Genomic DNA, 9,190 nt, shown 5'->3' on the forward strand with positions numbered 1-9,190 from the left:
GTTAAGCACGCCGCCAGCGTTCGTCCTGAGCCAGGATCAAACTCTCCGTAGATGAACTTCGATCCAAGGCCGAGAACCAAGAGTTGGCACTCTCGATATCAATCAACCCAACACCCACCCCACAAAAAGGGTGAGGATCAAACATATGGCACTGACTTTCGGCACGCTGTTGAGTTCTCAAAGAGCGGACGCGCAGAACCTCGAGCCGTTTCCGGCTTCTATGTTCTGGCGGCTGCTACACGTTACTCCACGATCCGAGCTCGTCAACCCCGGGGGGTCTCGCTCGCGGTGTCGGCCTCGCGGCCTTGCCAGTGTTTCGCGGTGCAGGGAGAACCATACACGGCTCTGGAAGGCCCGTGCACGGGGGTCCCCGCAGGGGGGCCCAGCACCCCCTCAGGCAGGCCCGCACGACGCGCGGAGCAGGCCGTGTGCCCCGCTCAGGCCACCCCGCGAGGCCGGAACTGCACGCTGACGCGCGGGCCGACCGGCTTCGTGGTCTTCGGGATGCAGTGCTCCCACGTGCGCTGGCAACTGCCGCCCATCACGACCAGGTCCCCGTGCCCCAGCGAGAACCGCACCGACGCACCGCCGCCGACCGGCCGCAGCATCAGGGCTCGAGGCGACCCGAAGGAGACGATGGCGACGAGGGTGTTCTGGCTGCGGCCCCGGCCGATGCGGTCGCCGTGCCAGGCGACGGAGTCGCGTCCGTCGCGGTACAGGCACATGCCCGCCGAGACGAACGGCTCACCCAGCTCGGGCAGGTAGTGCGTATCCAGCGAGTTCCTGGCCTCGATCAGCACGGGGTGCGGCAACGCCTCGCCGGCGCCGAACCAGCGGAGCAGCCGCGGCACGGCGACCTCGCGGTCGTACATCTGACGCCGGTCGGCCCGCCACCCGATGTCACCGAGGAGCACGTCCAGCACCTCGTCGGAGCCCTCGACCCAGCCGGGCAGGTGGTCCACCCAGGCGCCGTGCGCCAAGCCGTGGCGGACGACCCGCCCCGCGAGCGGCGTCGTCGTCGCCGCTGTGCCGATGTCCCACATCGAGGGTTGGTGCGCCACGCTCATGCCCGGAGCCTAGACCGGGTTTCGAACAGCTGTGCGAAAGGCTGTGGACAGCCGCCGTCAGGTTTCGAACAGGTGTGCGGAACCCTGTGGACGGCGGCTCAGGCGGACAGCGCCAGCACGAAGGGCAGCACACCGGGGGCCCCGGCGCGGCGCAGCTCGCGCCCAGCCACCGTCACGGTCCACCGCGAGTCGGCCAGGTCGTCGACGAGCAGCACCGGGCCGTGGGCACCGGCGAGCCGCTCGCCCAGCTGCTGGCCCACCGTGATGCGCTGCCACACCCCGGCCAGGCGGAACGCCGAGTTGCCCCCCGGCCCGCCGGTCGGGCCGCCGTGCTGCAGCTCGAGCTCGCCCAGGTAGGGCAACCGGCCCAGCCGGGACAGCGCCTCGGCCACCCCGCGGACGAGCGTCGGCCGGCGACGGGACGGCACCGAGACCACGGCGACCGGGCGCTCGGCCCAGTCCCATGCCGCGAGCACCCGCGCGCAGGCCTGCACCAACTCGTCGGAGGGCGGCGCATCCTGGCCCCGTTGCAGGGGCCCGCGGCGAGCGTGCGAGTCGTGGGGGGCAACGGGGTCCTTCTGGTCGAAGGCGGCGTCGGGGTCCTCCTCCAGCGGAGGTCCTTCCAGGTCGTCGGCCAGGGTGGCCACCCCGCCCACGCCGTCGTCGCCGAGCAGGGCACGCAGCCGCTGCCCCCAGCCAAGGTCGGTCAGCCGCGCCACGGCCCGACCCGTCAGCACCTGCTCACCGGGCGCGATCTTGCCCTTGACCTCGACACCCAGCCGGTCGGCGCCGGTGGGCCACTGGGCCCGCGGCGGGAGCTCGACACCGGGCCGGTCGAGCCGGGCGGTGGCCGCCTCGGCCGCGTCGGCCGGTACGTCGGTCGCGTACCACGGGCCGGCGCAGACGTCGCAGCGCCCGCACGGCGCCGCCGTCGGGTCGTCCAGCGCCGTCTGCAGGAACGCCATGCGGCACTCGGCCTCCTCGACCGGGCGGGCGTAGGCGATCATCGAGCGCTGCTCGGCCTCGCGGGTGCGGGTGACCCGGGCGTAGCGGTCGGCGTCGTAGACCCACGGCACGCCGGTGGACCGCCACCCGCCCTGCACCCGCTCGACCGCACCGTCGACCGACAGCACCTTGAGCAGCAGCTCGAGCCGGGACCTCCGGACGTCGGCGACGGTCTCCAGCCGGGCGACCGACCAGGCCTTGCCGTCGGCCATCGCACCGAGCACGGATGCCGCGTGGTCCTCGCGCGGCATGGACGACGTGGCGAACCACTGCCAGATCGCGAGGTCCTCGGGCCCGGGGAGCAGCAGCACGTCGGCGTGCTCGACGGCGCGACCGGCACGGCCCACCTGCTGGTAGTAGCTCACCGGCGACGACGGGGCGCCGAGGTGGACCACGAAGCCGAGGTCGGGCTTGTCGAAGCCCATGCCCAGGGCGGAGGTGGCCACCAGCGCCTTGACCCGGTTCTCGCGCAGGGCCTCCTCGGCGTCCTTGCGGTCGGCGTCGTCGAGGCGCCCGGTGTACGCCCGCACCTCGTGACCGGCATCGCGCAGCAACGCCGCGGTCTCCTCGGCCGCGGCGACGGTGAGGGTGTACACGATGCCGCTGCCCGGCAGATCACCCAGGTGCGCCGCCAGCCAGCCCAGCCGGGCACGGTCGGTGGGCAGCCGCAGGACGCCCAGCCGCAGGGAGTCGCGGGCCAGCGGTCCGCGAACGGTGGTGACCTCGACCCCGCCGGCGCCCAGCTGCTCGGCGACGTCGGCGACCACCCGCTCGTTGGCCGTCGCGGTGGTCGCCAGCACCGGCGTGCCGGCCGGCAACCGGCCCAGCAGCTCGCGGATGCGCCGGTAGTCGGGGCGGAAGTCGTGCCCCCAGTCGGAGACGCAGTGCGCCTCGTCGACCACCAGCAGGCCGCAGCGCTCGACCAGGTCGGGGAGCTGCTCGTCGCGGAACCGAGGGTTGGTCAACCGCTCGGGCGACACCAGCAGGACGTCGACGTCGTCGACCGCCAGCCGGGCAGCGACGTCGTCCCACTCCGTCGCGTTGGCGCTGGAGATCTCGACGGCCTTGATCCCCGCCCGGGCGGCCGCCGCGACCTGGTCGCGCATCAGGGCGAGCAGGGGGCTGACCAGCAGGGTCGGCCCGCGGCCCCGGCGGCGCAGCAGCGCGGTGGAGACGAAGTAGACCGCCGACTTGCCCCACCCGGTCCGCTGCACCACGAGGGCCCGCTGCTGGCGCTCGACCAGGGCGGAGACCGCGGCGTCCTGCCCCTCGCGGAAGACGGCGTCGGGGCGGCCGGTGAGCTCGCGCAGCACCTCGAGGGCCTCGTCGGCGAGCTGGGTCTCGACCACGGTGGTGCTCATGGACCCGACAGTAGGCACCGGGTACGACAACCCGGGCCCGGCGGGCGCGTCCTGTGGACGACCGGGGAGGATGGTCGCCGATGCTGCCTGCCGACAACCACGTGCACAGCGAGTTCTCGTGGGACACCGGGCCCTCGGCCTCGATGGTCCAGACGTGCGAGCGCGCGGTGCGGCTGGGGTTGCCCGCGGTCGCGTTCACCGAGCACCTGGACTTCACGGTCTGGGCGGCCGAGGACCGCGCCGCGCGGGACGGCATCGTCGACCGGCACCCGGCCCACCAGCAGCCGATCGACACCGAGGCGTACGCGGCGGCCATCGCCGAGTGCCGGGCACGGTTCCCCGACCTGCGGGTGGTGTCCGGCGTCGAGGCCGGTGAGCCGCACCTGTTCGCCGCGAGCATCGCCGGGCACCTCGCGGCCGCGCCGGTGGACCGCGTGCTGGGGTCCCTGCACTCGCTGACCGACGGCGGGCGGCTGGTGGGGGTGGGCCGGATGCTCACGCACGCGGGCGCCGACGCGACCATGCGCCGGTACCTGGGCGAGATGGCGCAGATGGTCCGCGACAGCGACGTCTTCGAGGTGCTCGCCCACGTCGACTTCCCGCGCCGCTACTGGCCCGGGGGGCGCGACCGGTACGCCGAGGCACCCTTCGAGGCCGAGTACCGCGAGGTCTTCCGGGCCCTGGCCGAGACCGGGCGGGCCCTGGAGGTCAACACCACGAGCCCGCTGGCCTCGGTCGACCTGGTGCGCTGGTTCCGCGACGAGGGCGGTGCGGCCGTCAGCTTCGGCAGCGACGCGCACACCCCGACCGCGGTGGGCCAACGCTTCGACCTGGCCGTCGACGTCGTGGAGGCCGCCGGCTTCCGGCCCGGGCGCGACCGGTTCGACTTCTGGCGCCGCTGAGAGAAGTACTTCACCGCTAAGGGAAATCCCGCTAGGGTCTCGCCATGACCACGCAGCGCCGCGTCGTGATCGCCCTCGGCGGGAACGCGATGACCGGACCCGACGGCTCGGCCACGCCGGCCGCCCAGCGTGCCGCCATCGCGACCGCGGCGGGTCACGTCGCGGGGGTGGTCGCGACCGGCGCCGAGGTCGTGGTGACCCACGGCAACGGCCCGCAGGTCGGCAACCTGCTGGTGAAGAACGAGCTCTCGGCGCACGAGGTCCCCCCGGTCCCGCTCGACTGGAACGTGGCGCAGACGCAGGGGACCATCGGCTTCACCGTGGTCGACGAGCTCGAGGCCGCCCTCGCCGTGCGCGGCCTCGACCAACGCGCCACGGCGCTCGTCACCCGCACGCTGGTCGACGTCGACGACCCCGGCTTCACCGAGCCCACCAAGCCGGTGGGCCGGTTCCTGCCCCGCGAGCAGGCGCAGCGCTTCATCGACCTCGGCCAGAACTGGGAGGACCGCGGCGAGAAGGGGTGGCGGCGGGTCGTCGCCTCGCCGGAACCGCGCTCGGTGCTCGACGCCCCCGCCGTCCGGGCGCTGGCCGGCGCCGGGTTCGTCGTCGTCTGCGCGGGCGGCGGCGGCATCCCGGTGGTCGACGACGGCCGGGACGGCGGCGCGCTGCGCGGGGTGGAGGCGGTCATCGACAAGGACCTCACCGCCGCGCTCATGGCCGCCGAGCTGGGCGCCGACACCCTCGTCATCGCCACCGACGTGGCCCACGTGATGGTCGACTTCGGCACCCCCGACGCCCGTCCACTGGGTCGCACCACCCCCGCCGAGCTGCGCGCGCACGCCGCCGCCGGCCAGTTCGCCCGCGGCAGCATGGGCCCGAAGGTCGAGGCCGCCCTGCGGTTCGTCGACTCGGGTCCGGGTCGGCGGTCGGTCATCACGTCCCTCGAGAACATCGCCGCAGCCGTGGCCGACGACGCCGTCGGCACCGTCATCACCACCTGACCCCGACAAGCCCCGACAGAAGGAGACATCCCGTGCCTGCACCCATCGAGGTCCGCAAGGTCCCCCTGCACAACGTCAGCGACGCCTCCGAGCTGGCCAAGCTCATCGACGAGGGCGTCATGGAGGCCGACCGGGTCATCGCCGTCATCGGCAAGACCGAGGGCAACGGCGGGGTCAACGACTACACCCGCATCATCGCCGACCGGGCCTTCCGCGAGGTGCTGCTGGAGAAGGGCACCCGCGGCGAGGCCGAGGTCAAGCAGATCCCGATCGTGTGGTCCGGCGGCACCGACGGCGTCATCAGCCCGCACGCCACCATCTTCGCGACGCTCCCCGAGGACGCCGTCGAGAAGACCGACGAGCCCCGCCTGACCGTCGGCTTCGCCATGAGCGACGTGCTGCTGCCCGAGGACATCGGCCGCATCTCGATGGTCGAGAAGGTCGCCGAGGGCGTGAAGCGCGCCATGGCCGAGGCCGGCATCACCGACCCCGCCGACGTCCACTACGTGCAGACCAAGACCCCGCTGCTGACGATCGAGACCATCCGCGACGCCAAGTCCCGCGGCAAGGACACCTACTACGACGAGCCGCACGGCTCGATGGACCTCTCCAACGGGACGACGGCCCTGGGCATCGCCCTGGCCCTCGGGGAGATCGAGCTCCCGAAGCAGGAGCAGGTCATGCGCGACTTCTCGCTGTTCTCCGCGGTCGCCTCCTGCTCCTCGGGCGTCGAGCTCGACCAGGCGCAGATCGTCGTCGTCGGCAACGCCCGTGGCCACGGCGGCAACTACCGGATCGGTCACTCGGTGATGAAGGACGCCCTGGACCAGGACGGCATCTGGGACGCCATCCGCGAGGCCGGCCTCGACCTGCCCGAGCGCCCGCACGTCTCCGACCTCGGCGACAAGCTGGTGAACGTCTTCCTCAAGTGCGAGGCCGACCCGACCGGCTACGTCCGCGGCCGCCGCAACGCGATGCTCGACGACTCGGACGTGTTCTGGCACCGCCAGATCAAGGCCACGGTCGGCGGCGTCGCCGCCTCGGTGACCGGCGACCCGGCGGTCTTCGTCTCCGTCGCCGCGGTCCACCAGGGCCCCTCGGGCGGCGGACCCGTCGCCGCCATCGTCAAGGCCTGACCCGTCCGCGAGCGGCCCGCACCCCGACCGGGGTGCGGGCCGCTCGTGCGTTGCGGGGTCGGTCAGCCGACCGTGGTCTCCAGGGTCACCGGCACGTTGCCGCGGGTGGCGTTGGAGTACGGGCAGACCTGGTGGGCCGTCTCGACCAGCTTCTCCGCGGCGGCCTGGTCGATCCCACCGCCCAGCTCGACGTGCAGCGCGGCCTCGAGGCCGAAGGTGCCGTCGGCGTCGGCCCCGATCCCGATCTCGGCGGTCACGGCGGCGTCGGCCAGCTCGACCTTCTCCCGACGGGCCACGACCTTGAGCGCGTTCAGGAAGCACGCGGCGTAGCCAGCGGCGAACAGCTGCTCGGGGTTGGTCGCGCCGCCGGGGCCGCCCATCTCGGTCGGGGTGGCGAGGTCCATGTCGACCAGGCCGTCGGAGGAGCGGGTGTGGCCGTTGCGGCCCTCCCCGGTCGCGGTGGCGATGGCGGTGTAGACGGCGGGCACGGGTCCTCCTGGTCTCGGGGGTCGGTCCCCCCGACCAAGGACGGTGGCCCCGGGTCGATTCCCGGGGCTCAGCCCCGGGCGGCCAGCACCCGCGCCGCCTCGCGGTCCGCGGCGGTGTTCACCACCCCGGCGCGGGACCCGCGCAGCTTGGCCGCGACGTGCTCCCCGACGGTGACCGGCAGGTACTTCGGGTCCTCACCCGGGGCGAGGCAGCCGGGCAGCACCGACACGACGGCGTCGACGTCCCCGTCGTGGAAGAACGCCGCCGACCGACGGCGCAGGACCGTGCCGTCGACGACCGGGGGCTTCACCCGGTGCAGGGTCGACCGCCACCGCTCGTTGGTCAGCCGGGTCGTGACGTCACCGAGGTTGACCAGCAGCGCACCGTCGGCCGGCGAGACGTCGCGCCAGCCGCCGTCGGGGGCCAGGATCTGCAGACCGGGCACCTGGTCGGCCCAGAGGACCGTCACGATGCCGTAGTCGGTGTGCTCGCCCATGCCGGTGAGCTCGCCGTCGAGCTCGACCGAGCCCGGGGGCAGCGCGTAGTTGTTCATCCGCAGCACGTCGAGGGAGTGGCCGGTCATCCGGTCGAAGAAGTCGACCGGCAGGCCGAGCGCGTCGGCGAAGACGCGGGTCAGCGCCCGGGCCACCCGCGCGGCCTCGGCGAACCACGCCTCGACCGCACCGCGGAAGCCGGGGACGTCGGGCCAGGTGTTCTCGGCGTAGTCCGGCTGCGGCAGGCCGGGCGCGTGCGGGTAGTCCGACTGCGCGGCGCCGACGTTGAAGGCCTCGAAGAAGTCGTTCATCCGGGAGGCCGACTCCACCCCCAGGGACAGCGACAGGGACTCCGACCTCGGGGGCGAGTAGCCGCGGTTGACCTCGGGCGCGGTGCGCCAGGCGGCCTTGCGCTCGGGAGGCAGGGCGAAGAAGGCGTCCATCGCCGCGCCCAGGCCGCGGGCCAGTGCGGGGTCGACGCCGTGCCCGACGACCTGCACGAAGCCGACCTCGCGGCAGGCCGCGTCCATGGCGGCCGCGACGGCCGCCCGGTCGCCGGTGCCGGTCACGTACGGGGAGATGTCGACGACGGGGACGACGAAGGTCACCGCCCCAGCCTGGACCAGCCGTGTTGCGGCGGTGTCACGGCCGGGTCGAGTCCACGTGGCCGCCGTCCTCGGGCGGGGGACCGCCGGTGGTTGCCGAGGCCGGCGGGGATCAGGGCCGACCATCGTGGGCACGTCGCCGACGTCGGGGTGCCGGGTCCGGGCAGGGCGACCTCGGGCCATATAGTGATCGACACCACATGGCACTCGGTGTCATCCACCTGCGTCGAGGAGAACCACCGTGACCACAGCACGTCGATTCCAGGGCAAGGTCGCCCTCGTCACCGGTGCCGCCCGCGGCCAGGGCCGGGCGCACGCCGTCCGGCTGGCCACCGAGGGCGCCGACGTCATCGCCGTCGACGTCTGCGCGCAGCCCGCGACCACGCACTACGCCGGGGCGACCGCCGACGACCTGGCCGAGACCGTCCGGCTGGTGGAGGCGCAGGACCGGCGCATCGTCGCCCGCCAGGCCGACGTCGCCGACTTCGCGGCGCTGTCGGCTGCGGTGACCGAGGGCGTCGCAGAGCTGGGCCGCCTCGACGTCGTCGTGGCCAACGCCGGCATCTGCTCGGCCGGCAACAGCTGGGAGATCACGCTCGAGCAGTGGGACGAGACGGTTGCGGTGAACCTGACCGGTGTCTTCCACACCTGCAAGGCCACCATCCCGACGCTGCTCGAGCAGGGCACCGGCGGGTCGATCGTGATCACCAGCTCGGTCGCCGGGCTGCGCGGGCTGCCGTTCCTGTCGGCCTACGCGGCCACCAAGCACGGCGTGGTCGGGTACGCGAAGTCCCTGGCCAACGAGCTGGCGCAGCACGGCATCCGGGTGAACACGGTGCACCCCCACGGCGTGGCCACCGGGATGACCGTGGACGACCTGGGCCCGTTGATCGCGGCGCACGCCCAGACCCTGGCGCCGATCTTCATGCAGGCGCTGCCCGACCAGGTCTCCCAGCCCGAGGACATCGCGAACGCCGTCGCGTTCCTGGCCAGCGACGAGGCCCGGCACGTCACCGGCATCCAGCTGCCCGTCGACCTGGGCACGCTGATCCGCTGACCGGCCGGCCCCGGGCATGGGAGCCCATGCACCCGGGGACGGGGTCCCCGACCGGGTGCATGGGCTCCCATGC

8 protein-coding genes are annotated in these 9,190 nt (G+C 73.4%); 4 read left to right on the plus strand and 4 right to left on the minus strand.

Annotated elements, in window-relative coordinates:
• Positions 1 to 437 precede the first annotated feature (437 nt).
• Together TEK04_RS20985 and TEK04_RS20990 are read right to left on the minus strand one after the other, a co-directional pair.
• On the minus strand, positions 438 to 1,067 hold the full coding sequence (locus TEK04_RS20985) for an alpha-ketoglutarate-dependent dioxygenase AlkB (RefSeq protein WP_336406323.1): 630 nt from the start codon (positions 1,065 to 1,067) through the stop codon (positions 438 to 440).
• 98 nt (positions 1,068 to 1,165) lie between these two features.
• Positions 1,166 to 3,433, minus strand: a complete 2,268-nt coding sequence (locus TEK04_RS20990) for a RecQ family ATP-dependent DNA helicase (protein ID WP_336406324.1) — start codon at positions 3,431 to 3,433, stop codon at positions 1,166 to 1,168.
• An 80-nt stretch (positions 3,434 to 3,513) separates the two neighbouring features.
• On the opposite strand from TEK04_RS20990, the gene TEK04_RS20995 reads away from it, so the two are divergent.
• Genes TEK04_RS20995 through bar form a run of 3 tightly spaced genes read left to right on the plus strand, consistent with a single transcriptional unit; the run spans position 3,514 to position 6,472 of the window.
• Positions 3,514 to 4,335 (plus strand): PHP domain-containing protein, encoded by an 822-nt coding sequence (locus tag TEK04_RS20995; RefSeq protein WP_336406325.1) that lies wholly within the window; start codon positions 3,514 to 3,516, stop codon positions 4,333 to 4,335.
• A gap of 44 nt (positions 4,336 to 4,379) precedes the next feature.
• Positions 4,380 to 5,336: a carbamate kinase gene (locus tag TEK04_RS21000; protein WP_336406326.1), complete on the plus strand. Its 957-nt coding sequence runs from the start codon at positions 4,380 to 4,382 to the stop codon at positions 5,334 to 5,336.
• 32 nt (positions 5,337 to 5,368) lie between these two features.
• Positions 5,369 to 6,472, plus strand: a complete 1,104-nt coding sequence (gene bar / locus TEK04_RS21005; RefSeq protein ID WP_336406327.1) for a barbiturase — start codon at positions 5,369 to 5,371, stop codon at positions 6,470 to 6,472.
• A gap of 62 nt (positions 6,473 to 6,534) precedes the next feature.
• Here the strand turns inward: bar and TEK04_RS21010 are convergent, their stop codons facing one another.
• The gene (locus TEK04_RS21010; protein ID WP_336406328.1) at positions 6,535 to 6,960 is read right to left on the minus strand and encodes an organic hydroperoxide resistance protein; all 426 of its coding nucleotides are present in this window, start codon (positions 6,958 to 6,960) and stop codon (positions 6,535 to 6,537) included.
• A 68-nt stretch (positions 6,961 to 7,028) separates the two neighbouring features.
• Positions 7,029 to 8,063 (minus strand): isopenicillin N synthase family dioxygenase, encoded by a 1,035-nt coding sequence (locus TEK04_RS21015; RefSeq protein ID WP_336406329.1) that lies wholly within the window; start codon positions 8,061 to 8,063, stop codon positions 7,029 to 7,031.
• Between the two features lie 238 nt (positions 8,064 to 8,301).
• Here TEK04_RS21015 and TEK04_RS21020 point away from each other — a divergent pair, with 238 nt between their 5' ends.
• A complete protein-coding gene (locus TEK04_RS21020; protein WP_336406330.1) occupies positions 8,302 to 9,117 on the plus strand; it encodes a mycofactocin-coupled SDR family oxidoreductase in 816 nt (271 codons plus the stop codon).
• Positions 9,118 to 9,190: the final 73 nt, after the last annotated feature.

This window comes from Klenkia sesuvii (genome assembly GCF_037083825.1).
Lineage (GTDB): Bacteria > Actinomycetota > Actinomycetes > Mycobacteriales > Geodermatophilaceae > Klenkia > Klenkia sesuvii.

Excerpts from the sequence above, each read along its gene's own strand:
- TEK04_RS20995 (WP_336406325.1), top strand. The coding sequence starts at position 3,514 with ATGCTGCCTGCCGACAACCACGTGCACAGCGAGTTCTCGTGGGACACC.
- TEK04_RS20990 (WP_336406324.1), bottom strand. The coding sequence starts at position 3,433 with ATGAGCACCACCGTGGTCGAGACCCAGCTCGCCGACGAGGCCCTCGAG.
- TEK04_RS20985 (WP_336406323.1), bottom strand. The coding sequence starts at position 1,067 with ATGAGCGTGGCGCACCAACCCTCGATGTGGGACATCGGCACAGCGGCG.
- TEK04_RS21000 (WP_336406326.1), top strand. The coding sequence starts at position 4,380 with ATGACCACGCAGCGCCGCGTCGTGATCGCCCTCGGCGGGAACGCGATG.